Source organism: Chryseobacterium elymi, from assembly GCF_003385495.1.
GTDB classification, from domain to species: Bacteria; Bacteroidota; Bacteroidia; order Flavobacteriales; family Weeksellaceae; genus Chryseobacterium; species Chryseobacterium elymi.
This window is the reverse complement of the sequence record NZ_QNUH01000009.1, coordinates 55052-72635: the sequence shown is the minus strand read 5'-3', so window position 1 is coordinate 72635 and position 17584 is coordinate 55052. Positions and strand designations below refer to the sequence as shown.

Annotated in this window: 15 protein-coding genes, 7 tRNA genes and 1 other RNA gene; 6 read left to right on the top strand and 17 right to left on the bottom strand. The window is 36.0% G+C overall.

Annotated elements, in window-relative coordinates; translation table 11 throughout:
• Positions 1-136: 136 nt before the first annotated feature.
• The 12 genes from DRF60_RS12065 to rpsU form a co-directional block, all read right to left on the bottom strand.
• The gene (locus DRF60_RS12065) at positions 137-1507 is read right to left on the bottom strand and encodes an ATP-binding protein (RefSeq protein WP_116012300.1); all 1371 of its coding nucleotides are present in this window, start codon (positions 1505-1507) and stop codon (positions 137-139) included.
• Positions 1508-2188: a response regulator transcription factor gene (locus DRF60_RS12060; RefSeq protein WP_116012299.1), complete on the bottom strand. Its 681-nt coding sequence runs from the start codon at positions 2186-2188 to the stop codon at positions 1508-1510.
• 225 nt (positions 2189-2413) lie between these two features.
• Positions 2414-2485, bottom strand: a tRNA-Thr gene (locus DRF60_RS12055).
• A gap of 42 nt (positions 2486-2527) precedes the next feature.
• Positions 2528-2600: transfer RNA gene (locus tag DRF60_RS12050), tRNA-Gly, on the bottom strand.
• An 85-nt stretch (positions 2601-2685) separates the two neighbouring features.
• Positions 2686-2766 (bottom strand) — tRNA-Tyr (locus DRF60_RS12045).
• 19 nt (positions 2767-2785) lie between these two features.
• A tRNA-Thr gene (locus DRF60_RS12040) sits at positions 2786-2859 on the bottom strand.
• A gap of 97 nt (positions 2860-2956) precedes the next feature.
• Positions 2957-3029: transfer RNA gene (locus tag DRF60_RS12035), tRNA-Gly, on the bottom strand.
• A gap of 85 nt (positions 3030-3114) precedes the next feature.
• A tRNA-Tyr gene (locus tag DRF60_RS12030) sits at positions 3115-3195 on the bottom strand.
• A gap of 19 nt (positions 3196-3214) precedes the next feature.
• Positions 3215-3288: transfer RNA gene (locus tag DRF60_RS12025), tRNA-Thr, on the bottom strand.
• Positions 3289-3396: 108 nt separating this feature from the next.
• Entirely contained in the window at positions 3397-3687 is a 291-nt protein-coding gene (locus DRF60_RS12020) for an HPF/RaiA family ribosome-associated protein (protein WP_073329672.1), read from the bottom strand.
• Positions 3684-4571, bottom strand: coding sequence for a tyrosine-type recombinase/integrase (locus DRF60_RS12015; RefSeq protein ID WP_116012298.1), 888 nt, complete (start codon positions 4569-4571; stop codon positions 3684-3686). The genes DRF60_RS12020 and DRF60_RS12015 overlap by 4 nt, the downstream gene beginning before the upstream one ends.
• Before the next feature lie 81 nt (positions 4572-4652).
• A complete protein-coding gene (gene rpsU / locus DRF60_RS12010) occupies positions 4653-4850 on the bottom strand; it encodes a 30S ribosomal protein S21 (RefSeq protein WP_034702010.1) in 198 nt (65 codons plus the stop codon).
• Between the two features lie 262 nt (positions 4851-5112).
• Between rpsU and ssrA the strand changes: the two genes are divergently transcribed.
• Positions 5113-5511: a transfer-messenger RNA gene (gene ssrA / locus DRF60_RS12005) on the top strand.
• Between the two features lie 909 nt (positions 5512-6420).
• Here the strand turns inward: ssrA and DRF60_RS12000 are convergent.
• Both DRF60_RS12000 and DRF60_RS11995 read right to left on the bottom strand, forming a co-directional pair.
• Entirely contained in the window at positions 6421-7185 is a 765-nt protein-coding gene (locus tag DRF60_RS12000) for a hypothetical protein (protein ID WP_116012297.1), read from the bottom strand.
• Between the two features lie 400 nt (positions 7186-7585).
• Positions 7586-7777: a cold-shock protein gene (locus DRF60_RS11995; RefSeq protein WP_048502705.1), complete on the bottom strand. Its 192-nt coding sequence runs from the start codon at positions 7775-7777 to the stop codon at positions 7586-7588.
• 893 nt (positions 7778-8670) lie between these two features.
• Here DRF60_RS11995 and DRF60_RS11990 point away from each other — a divergent pair.
• Genes DRF60_RS11990 through pyk form a run of 5 tightly spaced genes read left to right on the top strand, consistent with a single transcriptional unit; the run spans position 8671 to position 12850 of the window.
• On the top strand, positions 8671-8910 hold the full coding sequence (locus DRF60_RS11990) for an acyl carrier protein (protein ID WP_002976354.1): 240 nt from the start codon (positions 8671-8673) through the stop codon (positions 8908-8910).
• A 35-nt stretch (positions 8911-8945) separates the two neighbouring features.
• Complete coding sequence (gene fabF / locus DRF60_RS11985; RefSeq protein ID WP_116012296.1) at positions 8946-10190, top strand: beta-ketoacyl-ACP synthase II; 1245 nt, start codon at positions 8946-8948, stop codon at positions 10188-10190.
• A 9-nt stretch (positions 10191-10199) separates the two neighbouring features.
• Positions 10200-10961 carry a ribonuclease III gene (gene rnc / locus DRF60_RS11980; protein ID WP_116012295.1) on the top strand — a complete coding sequence of 254 codons (762 nt, stop codon included), beginning with the start codon at positions 10200-10202 and terminating at the stop codon, positions 10959-10961.
• Positions 10939-11412 carry an IPExxxVDY family protein gene (locus DRF60_RS11975; protein WP_116012294.1) on the top strand — a complete coding sequence of 158 codons (474 nt, stop codon included), beginning with the start codon at positions 10939-10941 and terminating at the stop codon, positions 11410-11412. The genes rnc and DRF60_RS11975 overlap by 23 nt, the downstream gene beginning before the upstream one ends.
• Positions 11405-12850 carry a pyruvate kinase gene (gene pyk, locus DRF60_RS11970; protein ID WP_116012293.1) on the top strand — a complete coding sequence of 482 codons (1446 nt, stop codon included), beginning with the start codon at positions 11405-11407 and terminating at the stop codon, positions 12848-12850. The genes DRF60_RS11975 and pyk overlap by 8 nt, the downstream gene beginning before the upstream one ends.
• A 194-nt stretch (positions 12851-13044) precedes the next feature.
• On the opposite strand, the gene DRF60_RS11965 is transcribed toward pyk, so the two are convergent.
• The 3 genes from DRF60_RS11965 to DRF60_RS11955 all read right to left on the bottom strand — a co-directional run bounded on the left by DRF60_RS11965 (position 13045) and on the right by DRF60_RS11955 (position 17550).
• Positions 13045-14337 (bottom strand): aldehyde dehydrogenase family protein, encoded by a 1293-nt coding sequence (locus DRF60_RS11965; protein ID WP_116012292.1) that lies wholly within the window; start codon positions 14335-14337, stop codon positions 13045-13047.
• 133 nt (positions 14338-14470) lie between these two features.
• Positions 14471-15400: a formimidoylglutamase gene (gene hutG, locus DRF60_RS11960; RefSeq protein WP_116012291.1), complete on the bottom strand. Its 930-nt coding sequence runs from the start codon at positions 15398-15400 to the stop codon at positions 14471-14473.
• Positions 15401-15537: 137 nt separating this feature from the next.
• Positions 15538-17550 (bottom strand): BCCT family transporter, encoded by a 2013-nt coding sequence (locus DRF60_RS11955; protein WP_116012290.1) that lies wholly within the window; start codon positions 17548-17550, stop codon positions 15538-15540.
• Between the last annotated feature and the right edge of the window lie 34 nt (positions 17551-17584).

Here is a 17584-nt window from a genome sequence, read left to right as displayed (position 1 = left end):
TTTCCTCTAAGATTAATAGAATAAATGCAAGGATAAACAAAAGATTTTTATACTCAGCGTTTTAAGATAAACAAAAACGCTGTGCTTAGAATTGAAATTAGAGTTGGAATACAATAATAGGTTAATGCAGAGAAAGTCACAATTGTTTACTGAATACGATAGTGAAAGTATTGACTTTTTCAGCCGGAGAAGAATATTTTATTTTTGCGTTGTGATATTCCAGGATTCGTTTAACAATTCGAAGTCCAAGACCTGAGCCGGATATATTCTGAGAGTTATTGCCTCTCATAAACGCGTCAAATAGTTTTACCTGTTCTTCTTCTGGAATGGTATCTCCATGAGAAATAACATCAACAGTAAGCTTATGATTGGTTTCCGTTATCAAAACATCTACTTCTGCATTATCAGAGTATACGGCTGCATTTTTAAAGAGATTGATAAAGACGATAACCAACAGAGATTGGATGCCACTAATGGTAAGCAGTCCGTTGTCCGAAGTATCTTCAGAGATCAGAAAATCCAGTTTCAAAGCAGGATAGCTTTTTTCTACACCTTCGAAGGCTTCAAAAATAACTTCGTCAATCCTTACTTCTTCATAAATACTCTGGATATTTTCTTTGTCGAATTTTGTAAGCAGTAAAAGAGAATTGGTAAGATCTGACAACTGATATACATCCCGCTGGATCTGCTTTAAAGAAGAAAGGGTTCCAGGAGAGTGTTCTTCAAATTTGATCAGGTTTTCCAGCTGAAATGCCATTCTTGTAATGGGTGTCCTGATTTCATGTGATGCACTTGCTGTAAAGTCCTTCTGCGACTGAAAGACATCATCCAGCCTTGCGATCATGGTATTAAAGGATTTTGCCAAAACATTAATCTCATCATTGGACTCCTGGACTGGGATCTGTGTGGTAAGTTTATGGGCTGTGACTTCAGAAATTTCGGTGTTCAGATCTTCTAAAGGGCGAAGGAACCGCCCCATGAAATAATAACTGAAAAAACCGATCAGGAGAGTGCTCACCACATAGGCCGTAATCAAAAGATATTTAAGGAATTCCAATTTGGATTTCCCGTTGGTATCAAAAGCACTGGTAAGGATGTAGTAATTTTCCCCATTGATGTTTCGCAGCGCTGCATAGATCTCAGGAACCGTTTTTTCCGTATAAATGATCTTTTTTTCATCCAATTCTTTCAGAAGAGCACTGTCCCAGGTTACATTGCGGTCTTTGATCGTACTGTAGACTAATTCTTTATCGCCGTTAAAAATCAAGATCGTTTCATCGAGAAGAATATTATCCGAGTTTTCGTTAAAAAAAATGGGTGCCTCCTCTTCGAAATCCCTAGACTTTGAAATGAAGTGTGAAGTAAATTCAAGACGTTGTCTGAATCTTTCTTTGAATTCATCTCTTCTAAAATCATTAAAAGAAAGATAGATTACCGCCATCACCATTGCAAAAAGCAGGGAAAAAGCGATACTGATCGTTAATGCTATCTTTCTTTTCAAAGACATTTATAGTGGGCTTAGGTAATATCCGAAACCGGAACGGGTGTGGATAAGTTTAAGTTTAAAATCTTTATCAATCTTTTTTCTCAAAAAATTGATGTAGACTTCTACCGTATTGGTATTGGTATTGAAATTATGTTCCCATACATGCTCTGTGATCTGTTGCTTGGAAACGGTTCTACCCTGTGCTTCGGCTAGATAGGACAGAAGCTGAAATTCTTTAAGGGTAAGAGCAATCTCATTACCTGCTCTATAAACTTTTTGTTCAGTTTTATTGATGATAAGGTCATCCACTCTTATGATATCCTGATCTGCAGCATCGGATGGAGATTTTCTTCTTAACAGCGAATTGATCCTTAACAGCAGCTCTTCAAACTGGAAAGGTTTCACCAGATAATCATCTGCAAGTCTGGTAAACGCATCTTTTTTATCGGAAATATCTCCGTAAGCCGAAATAATGATTATAGGTGTACTTTTATCGAAAGAACGGATGGTCTGGCAAACGTCCAGTCCGTTTATCTTGGGAACATTGATATCGAGCAGATACAAGTCGTAGGTATTGTTCTTGATCTGACGGAGAAAGGTTTCGCCATCATAAATCTTATCACAGGTGAAACTGTTTGATTCAAGAAACCTGCAAAGTTCTGCTGAAAGAATGAGGTCGTCTTCCAATAAAAGAATATTCATCAAAATCTTATTTTATACGAATTTAAAGAAATTTTTATGTTCCTGTATTATGTATTGAAGACTGACAGACAGATTTAATTAAATTTTAAGGTAAATTTCCACAAAACAAGGAGTAATTATTATTATTTTTTGTGCTAAAAAGTTCTGAAAAAACTAACATAAACTAGCCCTTAAAACTAGATTTTAAAGCAAAAAAAATCCCGAAAGATATTCGGGAAAATGGAGAGCCAACTACGGGACTTGAACCCGTGACCTCTTCCTTACCAAGGAAGCACTCTACCGCTGAGCTAAGTCGGCATTGAAGCAAAAAAATCACACTAATTAGCGTGATTTTCTTTGAGCGGAAGACGGGGGTCGAACCCGCGACATTCAGCTTGGAAGGCTGACGCTCTACCAACTGAGCTACTTCCGCAATTTTGTTTCCAAAATTATTGGTAACGCTGTGCAAACTTAGGAAAATCCTCTTAAATCTGCAAGAATTTTTATTAATATAAATGTGGGGAGAGCAGGATTCGAACCTACGAAGCCGAAGCAACTGAGTTACAGTCAGTCCCATTTAGCCACTCTGGAATCTCCCCTCATGTTATATTAAAATTGAGCCTCCAGAGGGATTCGAACCCACGACCCCGAGATTACAAATCACGTGCTCTGGCCAACTGAGCTATGGAGGCAATTTTAAAATGTAAACTGAATGCCTTAGAGAGAATCTACTCTACGCTTTTCAGCAGTGAAAAAAAAATCACCCTCTAGCAGAGTGAAACTATTTTGAGCGGAAGACGGGGGTCGAACCCGCGACATTCAGCTTGGAAGGCTGACGCTCTACCAACTGAGCTACTTCCGCAATTTTGTTTCCAAAATTATTGGTAACGCTGTGCAAATTTAGGAAAAATCCTTTAAATACACAAGTTTTTATCTAATATAAAATGTGGGGAGAGCAGGATTCGAACCTACGAAGCCGAAGCAACTGAGTTACAGTCAGTCCCATTTAGCCACTCTGGAATCTCCCCTCATGTTTATATTAAAAAGAGCCTCCAGAGGGATTCGAACCCACGACCCCGAGATTACAAATCACGTGCTCTGGCCAACTGAGCTATGGAGGCAATATAAAAAAGAATTCAAAAGATCACTGTTCCCTTTTTGCGAGTGCAAATATAGAACGGATTTTTTGAATTCTCAAACTTTTCTATGAATTTTTTAAACTTTTTTTACTATGCCATTTCTTTTTTCTTGATTAATAGCTTTTTAGCAGTATCAACACATAGGTCTAAACTTTCTTCAAAAGTTTCTGACGTCTTTTTTACCACAATATCATCGCCTGGAACGGCTAAAATAAGTTCAGCAGTTTTATTACTTCTATCGGAGGTATTTTCAACTTTTAAGAATACCTTACACTCATGAATCTTATCATAAAAGGTTTCTAATTTGCTTACTTTTTTGTCAATGTGTGATTCTAATGGTTCGTGTGGAGTTAAACCAATTGATTGAACTGTGATCTTCATAATTCTTCTTTTTTAGACGCCCTGGGATGGGCCTGATTAAACACTTTTTTCAATTGTTCAATATTAGCATTCGTATAGACCTGAGTACTTGCAAGACTGGAATGCCCTAATATTTTTTTTACTTTGGAGATCTCCGCCCCATTATCCAAAACGTGTGTAGCAAAGCTATGCCGAAGGATATGAGGACTTCTTTTTTCTTTCGTTGTTACAAGACTAAGGTACTTATTAACTACCACATAAACAAATTTTTCATTGAGTTTTTTACCCTTTTTGTTTATGAAAAAATAGGTTTTATATTCGTTGTGAGGCCTCCTTATTGCCAGATAACTTTTAAGCAGACCTGAGAGTTCTTTGGAAACAGGAATAAAACGCTCTTTATTTCCTTTTCCTATTACCTTAAGCTCATTTTCTCCTATATTAACATGTTCAAACATCAGGCCACAAAGCTCAGCTTTACGCATTCCGGTCTGGTATAATACCTCTATAATACATTTTTCCAGAATATCGGGCTGATCCGTAAGAACACCGTCACTGAGCGCCTGCATTTCTTCCTGTGAGATAGGAATCTGTTTTTCAGCGTAAAACTTAAGAGAAGATATACTTTCCGTGGGAGAGACTTTAATGTCACCAATCTTTAAAAGGAATAAATAAAAACTTCTAAGGGATGAAAGTTTCCTGTTAATGCTTCTTTTTGAAATATTATTTTCGCTCAATTCAACGATAAAATTCCTGATTACTTTTTTGTCAGCCTTGGAAATATCTTCGGAAGCTTCTGTTTTGAGATAGAAATGGGAAAAGTCTTCAAGATCTTTTCTGTAACTTGTAATTGTGTGAGGCGAATACCTCTTTTCGAACTGTAAATATTCTAAATACTTATTTAACATTACGTAAGGTATAAAAACAAAAATTCACCTCTCAAATATACGTATTTAAGAAGTGAATTTAGTATTTGGTTAAGAAAAATCTTAAGCCTGCTCTTCCTTGCTAAGTCCTCTTTGCTTGTAAGCGGCCTTTAGTCTAGCTTGTCTTAAAGTTACAGAAGGCTTAATAAACGCTTGTCTAGATCTCAATTGACGAACTGTACCCGTTTTATCAAATTTTCTTTTATATTTTTTTAAAGCTCTGTCGATGGATTCCCCATCTTTTACTGGAATTATTAACATATTTTACATCTCATTTTGGATTGCAAAACTAGACATTTTTTATTAAACTGCAAAATTTAGCTCCACATTCTTTAAAAAACACATTATAAGTTATCCACAATAATGTGGACAAGTATACTATTTTTTAATTTTGAATCCCCTCTATTATACGTTATATAACTAATAATAGCAATATAAACATACTGGGGATTATCTGAAAAGTATGTCATATTATGAACTATATGTAAACAAAAATTCCTATCTTTGTAGCTACTTTATTCATGGGGTTGACTGGTTTCGACAGCAAGATCAATGGGTAAGTAAGCATGCAGAGAACCGTAGCGCGATCTCTTTAATCCCTTGCTACACAACTTTAACTGGCAACGAAGAGTTCGCTCTTGCAGCTTAATATCGAAGTATAGTAGATCAAGCGTTTTCCTGAAGATAGTAAGGAAGCAAGATATCTCACAAATGCTCTGTTCTGCGGCGTTTGATTCTGGGATATAGGAATGCAGGAATAAGGTTTCAGATGCTTCGACTGAAACTCGAAAACTTCAGAAGATAAGCTGGAAGTTGGGTGTCTGCCCTCTGCCTCCAGTCGAAAATCAATGGTAGAATAAGCATGTAGAAATCTTATGTATTGCTTGTTTGGACGAGGGTTCGAATCCCTCCAACTCCACTTTTAAACTAAAGAGAATTTGTAAATTATTGAATTTTAAATAATTACATTTTCTCTTTTTTATTTTTGTTCCCAAACATTTTTACATAATCTCCTGATTGACGGAATATAATTTATTTATAAATACAAATATTAATTACCCGCTGAGCGAGAAGTGCTTTTTAGAAACAATACGAAGTTTATTGTGGAAGGCATAGAGAAAATTAAAAACCCTACTAACGGAAATGATATGTTTAAAATAACGATTAGCGAAAAATAAAATGGAAAAGCAAGAATTATTAAATAAGAAAATTAGTCGAGCTGAAGAATTAACCTATTATTTTAAAAGGTTTTAAAACCGAACAAGAGTTAGAGCAGTACCATTCTGAAAATGCTCATCTTTTTGAAGAATATAGAAAATTATCACAAGAAATCAGGGCATTAAAACTGGAATTAATGACACCCGAAGAAAAGTTAGAATACTATCGTCAAAAGGAGCTTGCTAAAGAGAAATATAAAAAATCTGATTTGAGCTAGTTATGATTTAATCTGACAATTATTAAAAAATGATTGGTTCTACTTCAATATCAATATTGTAAAACCAATCATTTCACTTATTTAAAGCGACTTTTAGCCACTCATCACTATTATTTACCATTTACCCTTTAAAACTCGGAAAATACCCTGAGAATAGCTTAAAAACATTTCCTGTACCATAAAACCAACTCTCACGATTTCCCGAATAACACACTTGGTTAGAATAATAAACCTTCTCGATAAAAGGAAGATTCTAAAATCGTATCTTTTTATAGAGAACATGTGATTTATTATTCATAACAAAAACTCCTTTGGTATAAACTACCAAACATATCTTCTTAGCCTTAAAACTAAAACTAGCCTTGATTGAAAAATAGTTGAATAAAATTTAGATTACTATGGAGTTATTTTAACATAACTAACAGAAGACCTCCCATTTATATTATTAATTATTTGAGTATCTCTAAGAGAACTGCGAACTCCCACATAATATGTAGTAGGGTTCGCAATCGTTATTACTAAAGTTCCTGTTCCCGTTCCTCCGTCCTGAGCGGCACTAACAGCATAAAGTAAAATTTCGGTATTAGGTACTGCATTTCCTGCAGAAGGAGCAGTACTAAGAAACCCTGTTGCAAATCCTTGACCTGTTTCCCCTGATGTATTAATCACCTGTGCTCGTAAACTATAAGTTATAAGGTATGTACCACTTGTTGGTAAAGTAAAGCTGAATACATTGTAATTAGTTGTGCCAGCTGTAATGTTTATGTTTGCACCAACCAATAACTCTCTTCCAAAAGCGGGTGTAAATGAGGAGCCTTGAACGGTAACTATATTCCCAGAATCATCAACCCCTAAGGTAGCCCCACTTGATACAGGAGATGTAGAAGTAAGATTTGTGAATTTAAGTCCTGATACATCCGCATTTCCTGAGTTTATTTCTAATTTCGATGTAGGAGACAGAGTTCCTAATCCTATATTTCCAGCATCATCAATAACCATATCATTTTCAGTTTGTGCTAAAGAAGGCACCCCTACTGATGGATTATCTTTTGCCCCGTCTACGTGAAATATTTGTTGAGGATTTGGGGTATTAATACCTATCTGTGAAAAAATTAAACCAAAACATAGAACTGAAGACAAGGTAATTAATTTTTTTTTCATTACTTTTTAATTTGAGACGTTAAACTTGATTATTAGTTTGTGTATTTAGAATCATTTTCTATACTAAAGACGAGCAAATATACAAAATAACGTTAATACTAAATAATGCTATTAAAGCTGTTTAAATTTATTATATACACTACTTTACTCCAAACCTTCTGAGTAATATTTAGAGCATAACCAATATCAAGGTATCTATTCTAAATCATATTTCATTAGCGCATCCAAATCTTTCAATAGAGCATTCATTTCAACCCTAACTTTGATTTAGCAGATGTTAGTAATGATAATCCGCCATTCACAACAAGAAAAATAATTTACTCAAGCAAGAAAAAGCAGATAACATAAATGCCATCTGCTGCTTTTTAATTAAAGAAAGAGTTTAACCCTTTTTTTAAAATTATGCTACTCGTACGTTAACTGCATTAACGCCTTTTTTTCCGTTTTCTAAATCGAATGTTACGACATCGTTTTCACGAATATCATTAATTAAACCTGATGTATGTACGAAAACATCCTGACCACCATTTGATGGTGTAATAAAACCAAATCCTTTAGCATCGTTAAAGAATTTTACTGTTCCTTGTTGCATTGTAATGTATTAAAAATTATTGTATTATTATTTGGCTTTTGCCATTACTGCATTGAGAATTATCAAAGCAATAATAAATCGATTTGTGAACAAAAAATGATGTTGTTATTTTTTAGAACCCTGAAAATATTCAAGTTTAAAAAGGTACTGCATCTGTATGTTGATGACAAAAATTAGCGGCTGTAAAAGCGAAGACTGAGAAAAAAGAGTAAACTCAAAAGTTTCAGAAGAAGCGTTGGCAGGAGCCTGATTATTTTACAAATATACGTATAATTTATTGAAAACAAGCACTTTTTAATTTTATTATATTTTATCGTATATTAATCAACATAATATTAGCATTAGCTTGGTAAAGTCTCAAATTTCAACAGAAGCCTCAACCATTATATAATTAGAAGTGACTAAGTGTAACTTCAAAGACATTTCATTTATTGTCATCTTCTTCATCCTGACTATCCTAGTGTTCTTGACTCAGGATAAATCCCATCTGAACCACGTCCGCAACATCCATTTTCAGAATTTCCATCACCTTCATTACCACCTCTTTATATAAAGTTTTGATGCATTAACAAATATTTTCGTAAATATTACTGGTGAAAAAAAATAAATATCAGAAGTACTCTAAATAATTTTTTTCTCCAGACTCATCATTTATTCTTTATTACATATACCGGATAAGATATTTCTCCCCAGCTTTTATGCATAGTTTTAACCGGAATAATAATAATTTCACTTATGAATTACATAATAAACTTAAATAGCTGAAAACGAAAACACTAAAACTTCTCATTGTAAAATAAGTATAGTCTACCCACAAAAAAGACTAAAAAAATGTTTTATCGTGAAGAATTTTATATATTTGCACCATCTAACAATTAAAAAAATAATTTACTATGTCAGACATTGCATCAAGAGTAAAAGCTATCATCGCTGATAAGCTTGACGTTGAAGAAACAGAAGTAACTCCTGAAGCTAGCTTCACTAACGATTTAGGAGCTGACTCATTGGATACAGTTGAGTTAATCATGGAATTTGAAAAAGAATTCAATATTCAAATCCCTGATGACCAGGCTGAAAAAATTACTACTGTAGGGCACGCTATCGCTTACATCGAAGAAGTAGTAAATAAATAATATTCTTCAACAAAAAAAGAAAATTTTAAAAGTTTATGGAATTAAAAAGAGTAGTTGTAACCGGTTTTGGCGCAATAACACCAATTGGAAATAATGCAAAAGAATACTGGGAAAATCTTCTTAAAGGTGAGAGCGGTGCTGCTCCGATTACTCTTTTTGATGCCACAAACTTTAAAACTAAATTCGCTTGCGAGGTGAAAGGTTTCGATCCATTACAGCATTTCGACAAGAAAGAGGCTAAAAAAATGGACCGGAATACTCAGCTTGGGCTGGTAGCTGCAAGAGAAGCGGTAGCACACTCCAGAATTATGGAAGACAATGTGGATAAAAACAGAGTCGGTGTAATCTGGGGGTCCGGAATAGGAGGTTTAGAAACTTTCGAAACTGAGGTTTTAGGATGGGCGAATACGGAAATACCAAGATTCAATCCATTCTTTATTCCTAAAATGATTGCGGATATCACTCCTGGACACATTTCAATAGAGTATGGCTTTCATGGGCCGAATTATACTACAGTATCTGCCTGTGCATCTTCAGCCAACGCTTTAATTGATTCCAAAATGATTATCCAGCTTGGAAAAGCAGATGTTATTGTATGCGGAGGCTCTGAAGCAGCCGTAACGGCAAGTGGTGTCGGTGGATTTAATGCGATGATGGCACTTTCTACAAGAAACGATGATCCTAAAACAGCTTCAAGACCGTTCGATAAAGACCGAGATGGTTTTGTATTGGGCGAAGGAGCAGGATGCATCATCCTTGAAGAATATGAACATGCGGTGAAACGCGGAGCTACAATTTATGCAGAATTACAAGGTGGCGGTATGAGTGCAGATGCACATCACATGACTGCCCCCCATCCTGAAGGATTAGGAGCTTATCTGGTAATGAAAAACTGTTTGGAAGACGCAGGCTTAACTGCTGATGAAGTAGACCATATCAACATGCATGGTACCTCTACTCCATTAGGAGATATTGCAGAATCCAATGCAATTTCAAAATTACTGGGAGAACACGCTTTTGATATTCAGATTAATTCTACAAAATCAATGACCGGCCACCTTTTGGGAGCTGCCGGAGTAATTGAAGCTATCGCTGCATTAGGAACTATTATTCATGGTATTGTTCCGCCTACCATCAACCATTTTACTGATGATGAAAATATTGACAGCAGACTGAATTTTACATTCAACAATGCTGTTAAGAAAGATGTAAAAGTAGCCATGAGCAATACTTTTGGATTTGGCGGGCACAACGCTTGCGTTCTATTTAAGAAAATCTAAATTCAATGAATGGAGTTACAGAAATACTTTTCTAAATTCCTTCTCAAACAAAGAAAAAGAAAATTAACGGAGAGAGATTATTTCCTTAGTACCGAGCTAAAAAAAATGCTGGGTGCGGAGGTTCAGAATATTGCTCTTTACCGGGAAGCTTTTTCTTTAAAAAGTTCTTCTAAAAATCAAGACAGTAATTACGAAAGGCTTGAATTTTTGGGAGATTCTGTTTTGGGTACAATTATTTCCTGTCATCTGTTCCAGACCTATCCTCAGGCTAATGAAGGATATCTGACACAGATGAAATCTAAAATTGTTAATAGGAAGAATCTTAATAAATTAGGGGAAGACCTCAAGCTTATCGATCTTTTGCAGAAGCAGGGATCCGCAGCATTGGGAGAAAACATTTCCGGAAATTTATTTGAGGCGCTTATTGGTGCTGTTTATCTGGACTTTCATTACGATACCTGTAAGAAGATCATTCTGGAAAGATTATTGACCCCAGGTGAAATTAACAAGCTTGAGAATAAAATCGTAAGCTATAAAGGCCTTCTGCTTGAATGGAGCCAGAAGAAAAAAGTAAATATAAAATACGAAACCTGCGAAGAGGTCCAGGCCAATAAGGCAGTGGTGTTCAGGTGCCATGTCTGGCTGGGGGAAGAAAAGATCGCCAATGCAACGGAAACTTCCAAAAAGAAAGCAGAAGAAAAGGCTGCACAAAGAGCATTTTATATTTTAAACAAAAAAGAAAACATACTTGGAAATTCAAAAACTTTATGATCTGGATGATATAAAATTTGAAGATATTACCATAGGATTGGTGAGATTAGCAAAAGATATACCTACTCATGAGTTTTTCTACAAAATAAATCAAATTAACGGCCTTACCTTTTCCAGAAAGAAAGATGTGATTATTCACGGGGCATATTATGATTATTATTTCCTAAGATTTGAGGCTTACCACAAGTTTACAAAGACATGTTTTACATTTATTTCAAACCGGTCTTCGGAAAGTAAGCAAAAAAAACTGCAGACCGAGCTCTTTACAGAAGAAGAAAACATTAAATTTTTATTAAATAATCAGGCAGATGTAGAATATATTTTGCATACTTCGGAACAAATTCCTGATTTTTCCGTAATTTTGCTCCCGGAAAATCTTGTATTTCCGATACAAGACTATACATTAGGTTCTGAAGAAGAACTTTATCAAATTATCCAGTATTATGAATAAGTATTTAAAGAAGACAAAAATTATTGCAACACTAGGACCTGCTTCATCGTCGAAGGAGGTAATGTTAGGACTAATGAAAGCGGGTGTTGATATTTTCAGAATAAATTTTTCACATGCAGATTACGAATTGGTTCGAAATAATATTGAAATTATCAGAGAGCTTAATCAGGAATACGGTTTTTCCGTAGGTATTCTGGGAGACCTTCAGGGTCCGAAACTGAGAGTAGGTGTTGTAAAAGAAGGTTCTTACCTGAACCCTGGCGATATCCTTACTTTTACGAATGAGAAAATAGAAGGTGATTCTACTAAGGTTTACATGACGTATCAGCAGTTTCCTCAGGACGTGAAAGTTGGGGAAAGAATCCTTATTGATGACGGAAAGCTGATGTTGGAGGTGATTGAAACCAACGAAATAGATACCGTAAAAGCAAAGACTATTCAAGGGGGACCTTTGAGCTCTAAAAAGGGAGTAAACCTGCCGAATACCAATGTATCTCTTCCTGCCCTTACGGAAAAAGACGTTCAGGATGCGAATTTCATGCTTGACATGGAGGTTGACTGGATCGCTCTTTCTTTCGTACGACATGCACAGGATATCATCGACCTGAAAAAGCTGATCGACAGCCATCCAAACGGAAAATTCAAAACTCCGATTATTGCTAAGATCGAAAAGCCTGAAGGTGTTAAAAATATTGACGAAATTCTGTTGGAATGTGACGGACTGATGGTTGCCCGTGGTGACCTTGGTGTGGAGGTTCCGATGGAAGAAGTTCCTGCCATCCAGAAAAACCTGGTAGAAAAAGCAAGATTCTATTCCAAGCCGGTTATTATCGCTACGCAGATGATGGAAACAATGATCAACAGTCTTACGCCAACAAGAGCGGAGGTAAATGACGTTGCCAACTCTGTATTGGACGGTGCAGATGCGGTAATGCTTTCCGGAGAGACCTCTGTAGGAAGATACCCGATTCAGGTGGTTGAAAATATGACAAAAATTGTACAGAATATCGAAAAGACTCATTTTTATCAGCATAAAAACGAACCTATCGAAAAAGATTATAACTGTATTGACGAAAGATTCATTACCAACAGGGTATGCCTTGCAGCGGTAAGAATTGCTAAAACTACCAATGTTTCTGCTATTGTTACTCTGACGCATTCAGGATATACAGCATTCCAGCTTGCAGCACACAGACCGAATTCACATATCATTGTATACAGCGGGAACCGAAGAGTGATCACTATGCTGAACCTTCTTTGGGGAGTTCATGCTTATTACTATGATATGAAAAAATCTACCGACGAGACCATTATCCAGGTCAATATGCTGACCCATAACCACGGTTATATTGAAAGTGGAGACTTTGTCATCAACATCAATGCGACTCCATCTTATGAAGGCGGAAAGACAAATACATTGAGACTGACAACAGTTTAAGCAATAAGCAATAAGCAATAAGCAATAAGCAATAAGCAATAAGCAATAAGCAATAAGCAATAAGCAAAATTACTTTTTAGCTACCATACAAAAAATTCCCGGAAATAGATATTTCCGGGAATTTTTATATTGTTAACCGTAGGTTTACATGAATACATTATACTGTGTACATTTTACATCACACATTATACAAATCAGTTTCCCACGATTGTTCTTGCTGTTACAAATTCTTTTAAAGCCAATAAAGACAACTCCGTCCCGTATCCTGAAGCCTTGCTTCCACCGAATGGAAAACGCGGATCAGAGCTCGTCATTCTGTTGATATTTACCGTTCCTGATTCCAGATTTTCGATGAAAAACAGTTGGCGTTCTTTATTTGCTGTCCAAACAGAATTTGAAAGCCCAAAAGGAATATCATTAGCCATTTGTAAAGCTTCTTCATCACTTTTAGCAATCATTACCATTCCGAGAGGTCCAAAAAGTTCTTCTTTTAAAATAGGATTTCCTTCCTGAACACGAATTAAACCGGGTTTAAATTCAATTTCAGAAATTCTTTCCAAAGGAATAATAATTTCAGCACCATTTTCCAATGCTCTGTTGAATTGAGCTTCCAACTCATCGGCCAAGTCCGGTCTTGCCATTCCTGATAATTTAGTTTCCTTATTTAAAGGATCTCCAACTTCATAGGTTTTATATTCTTCAATGAATTTCGGCAAAAATTCATCTTCAATTTTTTCATCAATAATAAATCTTTTAGCAGCAGTACAGGTTTGTCCGCAATTTTGAAGTCTGGATTTTACTCCTGCTTTTACCGCTTCATCTAAATCTGCATCATCGAAAATAATGAAAGCATCACTTCCTCCTAATTCCAATAATGATTTTTTGATATTCAAACCGGCAATTGAAGCTACTTCTCCACCAGCTTTTCCACTGCCTGTAAGACTCACTCCTTTTACAGCATCGTGTTCAAGAATTTCTTTTACCGCTTTATGCCCCACTTCCAGGTTCTGGAAAACACCTTCCGGAAAACCTGCTTCTAAAAGAACCTCTACAATTGCATTACCACTTCCGAAACAAATTGACGCGTGCTTCAGAACTACTGTATTTCCTGCCAAAACTGCCGGAACAGCAAATCTCAATACCTGCCAGAAAGGAAAATTCCATGGCATTACTCCTAAAATCACACCTTTCGGAACATAATGGACTTCAGAATAAGAAAATTCAGATTCAACTTTTTCGGGTTTTAAAATATTTTCAGCATCTGCATAGTAATTCATCATTAAGGCACATTTTTCAACCTCAGCAGTCGACTCTGAAATAGGTTTATTCATTTCAGCAGTAATGATTCTTCCGAATTTTTCTGAATTATTCTTTAAAATTTCTGCCGCTTTTGCGATCAGCTTCTGCTTTTCTTCAAACGGTACTTTTCTCCATTCTGAAAATGTCTTATCTGCTTGAATAAGCTTATTTTCAATTAACTGTTCCATAATCTAATTTCTGTTTTAAATTCACAAAATGAATTTATTAATGCCTTTATTCTAAAAGCAGTGTGAAAGTAACAAATTTTGTTCCTTAAGGCTAAATAAAGCAATGATTTTTCTCTATCTAAATAATATAATTTTATCCTCCGATCATAAACCATTCATTCACAAGACATGCGGCCAGCCTAGCTGTTCTGTCCTGAATATCAAGGGAAGGATTAACTTCTGCAGCATCCAGTGCTATGAGTTTTTTACTTTTTAAAATATGCCTGTAAAAATGCATAAAAGGTGTATCTGCAAAGATACCATTATATGCGGAAGCCGAAACTCCCGGGGCAATTGATGCATTGAAAACATCCATACAGATGGTAAGATAGACAAAATCTACAGTCTCCATCAGCTCATCGATACGCTGATAAATGGAAGGAAGATTTTCAAAAAAGAGTTCATCGGCAAGGATATATTTCATCCCGTACTGATGGGCTGTATCAAAAAGCTTCAGGGTATTTGAATTTCTCTGGATCCCGATATGAAGTGAGTTGATCTGCCCTTCCTGTGCAATCTGCCAGAAACCGGTTCCTGAGCTTGCTCCTATTCCCTTTTCCGGCTGCCTGTTATCAAAATGGGCATCTATATTGATGATCCCGATCTTTTGTTCCGGAAAAGCTGTTTTCACGCCTAAATAGTGAGCATAGGTTACTTCATGGCCTCCGCCTAAAACAAGTGACTTTCCTCCTTTCAGCAAAACTTTTGAAACATTTTTCGCAAGGCTGTTCTGGGTACTTTCAAGATCGCCGTCTTCACAGGTTATATTTCCAAAATCAAGAAGGGAGAAATCCGGACGGATCACCGGAAAATTGGCCATATTTTTTCGGATCACATCGGGGGCGTCTTTGGCACCCTGCCGTCCCTTATTTCTTCTCACGCCTTCATCAACGGCAAAACCATGCAGAACAAAATCATCTGCTTTAATATTATCGTAATTATGTTCTTCTTTAACTCTTTGAAATATTCTGTGGAAAAGAGGTTCTTCTCCGTCTAATCTGCCTTGCCAAGTGTCCTGAAACATAGATCTAAATTAAATTTTAATTACTGCGTTTTATCCAGTAAATCTAAATAATATTGTTTAGATATTAAAACGCTCCTGCGCTCAATTTCAAAAATGCTCCATGACATCCGTCATTCCTGTAATATGCTGATTTTAAATCATTCTTTTTTCTGATTGGCATTACTGCTTATGAACATTTCATTTCGCTCTTCCGAAACAATTTCCAGGAATCGCTCATAATGTTTGAGTACATCAGAAATAAGTTCATTCTTTGTAAAGTACTGCACATCGTATCCTTCTCTTCCATCTCCGAAATAGGATCTCGGATAATGGGTTTTATTGTCTTCGAGATCGGGAAGATTCTCTTCATTGATCATGTATTCGGAAACGGTTTTTACCCTATTCTCAACGCCATAAATAAAATTATTGACGACTCCCTGGTGAATCTCTATTTCTATTCTGGCAGGGCTTTCATATTGATTTATTTTTGCTTCAATTCCATTGGCCGCAAATTCCTGCTGCAGATCTGTAAAGGCTTCTTTTGTTTTAATCTGAATAAAATGATCTACCGAAGAATTATCTTTAAAGGAAACAATATTTTTTAAACGCTCTTTCCAAAACTCCCCTGACCATGGAACGGTAGACACAGAGAAGTTGGTCTCATAATATTTTTGATCAATGATAAGCCCCTTCATCAGGCTTACTATAAATAAAAGAACTATGATTGAAAAGGGCAATGCGGTAATTAAAGTCATACTTTGAAGCGCTTTTAATCCTCCTGCATTTAATAATAGCAGGGAAAGTACAGCAAGTAAAATACCCCAGAATATAATCTGCCATTTGGGAGATTTTTTAGCATTTTTGGTAGCAATACTGTTCATCACAAATATCCCCGAATCGGCAGAAGTCACAAAGAAAATAATAATGATGGTAATAACAAAAAATCCCGTCAGGGTTGACAAAGGCATATATTCTAAAAACCGGAACATCAGTGCATCAGGATCGGATGCCAGCTGACTTAATTTTCCGTTGGCCACATTCAGATCGAACCAGATGGCACTGTTCCCAAACACGGACATCCAGATAAAATTGAATAATGTAGGAAGTACTAAAACAGCAAGAATAAATTCCCTAATCGTCCTTCCCTTAGAAATTCGTGCAATAAATAATCCTACATAAGGTGACCATGAAATCCACCACGCCCAGTATAAAATAGTCCAGTCATAGAACCATGGCAATGCATTTTTTTCGTAAACATGGGTATTGAAGGTAAGATTAAAAAAATTATTGATGTAGTTTCCCAATCCTTCGGTAAAGCTTCCTATCAGATATACCGTTGGTCCTAATATCAGGACAAAAAGCAAGAGTGCAATGACACCCATTATGTTAATATTGCTTAATATCTTTACGCCTTTATTCACTCCCGTAATCGCTGAAATAACAGACAGAGAAATAAGAGCAACCACAATAATCACCTGATTGGTAAAACTGTTTTCCGGGGTAATATGGAGTATATTTAACCCTGAACTGATCTGTACCACTCCAAATCCTAAAGTCGTGGTCAATCCAAAGAATGTACAGCATAATGCAAAAACATCAATGGCATTTCCCCATCTGCCATTAATCCTATCTTTCAGTAACGGGTAAAAGCAGCTTCGTAATGAAAGGGGCAATCTGTACCGGTAAGCAAAGTATGATAAGGAAAGTCCTACCACTCCGTAAATGGCCCAGGCATGAATTCCCCAGTGAAAAAAGGTATATAATTGCGCCTGCTTTGCTCTGCTAACATAATGATTATCGGCAAAAACTTCGGAAGAATAGTGCTGCATAGGTTCTGCCACACTAAAATAAATCAGCCCTATTCCCATCCCTGCTGCGAACAGCATTGAAATCCATGAAAAAAAGGAATACTCCGGCTTACTGTCGTTAGCTCCCAGCTTTATATTCGCATATTTACTGAACAGCAGGTAAACTAAAAAGATCACAAACAGAGTAACCGCCCAGACATACACCCAGTTCAGGTTAATAAATATAAACTGTTTAATCTCATTCAGGATACTTTCTGTCGGTTTAGGATATAGAGCAGAAAGAAAGCATGTTCCAATAATAAAAATCAGGCTTGGGATCGTAACTCCTTTGTTGAAGGTAGATTTTACATTTTTAAACTTCATCGCATTTATTTTCGTATTAATATTGACAGACACC

Coding starts and splice junctions, on each gene's coding strand:
- DRF60_RS12065 (WP_116012300.1), bottom strand. CDS start 1,507: ATGTCTTTGAAAAGAAAGATAGCATTAACGATCAGTATCGCTTTTTCC.
- DRF60_RS12060 (WP_116012299.1), bottom strand. CDS start 2,188: ATGAATATTCTTTTATTGGAAGACGACCTCATTCTTTCAGCAGAACTT.
- DRF60_RS12020 (WP_073329672.1), bottom strand. CDS start 3,687: ATGAAGATCACAGTTCAATCAATTGGTTTAACTCCACACGAACCATTA.
- DRF60_RS12015 (WP_116012298.1), bottom strand. CDS start 4,571: ATGTTAAATAAGTATTTAGAATATTTACAGTTCGAAAAGAGGTATTCG.
- rpsU (WP_034702010.1), bottom strand. CDS start 4,850: ATGTTAATAATTCCAGTAAAAGATGGGGAATCCATCGACAGAGCTTTA.
- DRF60_RS12000 (WP_116012297.1), bottom strand. CDS start 7,185: ATGAAAAAAAAATTAATTACCTTGTCTTCAGTTCTATGTTTTGGTTTA.
- DRF60_RS11995 (WP_048502705.1), bottom strand. CDS start 7,777: ATGCAACAAGGAACAGTAAAATTCTTTAACGATGCTAAAGGATTTGGT.
- DRF60_RS11990 (WP_002976354.1), top strand. CDS start 8,671: ATGTCAGACATTGCATCAAGAGTAAAAGCTATCATCGCTGATAAGCTT.
- fabF (WP_116012296.1), top strand. CDS start 8,946: ATGGAATTAAAAAGAGTAGTTGTAACCGGTTTTGGCGCAATAACACCA.
- rnc (WP_116012295.1), top strand. CDS start 10,200: ATGGAGTTACAGAAATACTTTTCTAAATTCCTTCTCAAACAAAGAAAA.
- pyk (WP_116012293.1), top strand. CDS start 11,405: ATGAATAAGTATTTAAAGAAGACAAAAATTATTGCAACACTAGGACCT.
- DRF60_RS11965 (WP_116012292.1), bottom strand. CDS start 14,337: ATGGAACAGTTAATTGAAAATAAGCTTATTCAAGCAGATAAGACATTT.
- hutG (WP_116012291.1), bottom strand. CDS start 15,400: ATGTTTCAGGACACTTGGCAAGGCAGATTAGACGGAGAAGAACCTCTT.
- DRF60_RS11955 (WP_116012290.1), bottom strand. CDS start 17,550: ATGAAGTTTAAAAATGTAAAATCTACCTTCAACAAAGGAGTTACGATC.